We start from the raw sequence: 583 nt of genomic DNA, 5'->3' as shown, positions 1-583 counted from the left end.
TGAACGCCTCGCGGCAGCGTGTGATTTAAAATAAGAAACTATCCGTTAGGTTTCGTTACTCAACCCAACTTAGTATCGACACCCAAGAATTCAAGGAAGAAAATGAAGTTTCAAGGCAAAATCTCAAACTGGAATGATGATAAAGGCTTTGGTTTTGTTGAACCCAATGGCGGCGGAGAACGCGCCTTTGTTCATATCAAAGCTTTTAACCCCAGAACACGCCGACCAATCAATGGTGACGTTATCATCTATGATTTATTGCAAGATAAAGACAAGCGCTATCGAGCTGAAAATATTCGTTTTGCTCGTGATTCAAGACAAAAAAACAAACCACAAGCTAGCAAGAAAAACCGATAATTTGGTGGCGTTTTAATACTACTTTTTAGTATTGGACTCGTGATATCAGTTTTAACAGGAAAGTTGCCTTTAGCTATTCCACTTGTTTATCTCGTGATGAGTGTCATTACCTTTATCGCTTATGCTATTGATAAGTCAGCGGCTGAAAATGGACGCTGGCGAACGCAAGAAAACACATTGCATTTATTGGCTTTGGTTGGTGGCTGGCCCGGAGCTATTCTTGGTC

The 583-nt window shown here is 40.8% G+C and carries 2 protein-coding genes; both read left to right on the top strand.

Annotation, left to right across the window (positions count from 1 at the left end):
- Positions 1–102 precede the first annotated feature (102 nt).
- A complete protein-coding gene (locus B4K20_RS14355) occupies positions 103–357 on the top strand; it encodes a cold-shock protein (RefSeq protein WP_289283422.1) in 255 nt (84 codons plus the stop codon).
- Positions 358–396: 39 nt separating this feature from the next.
- Positions 397–583 (top strand): DUF1294 domain-containing protein (locus B4K20_RS14350; protein WP_289283421.1); only part of this gene is annotated, 187 nt, incomplete at its 3' end.

Origin of the sequence: Methylophaga sp. UBA5088, from assembly GCF_002414625.1 — a bacterium.
Classification (GTDB): Bacteria; Pseudomonadota; Gammaproteobacteria; order Nitrosococcales; family Methylophagaceae; genus Methylophaga; species Methylophaga marina.
This window is presented reverse-complemented; position numbering and strand designations above follow the sequence as displayed.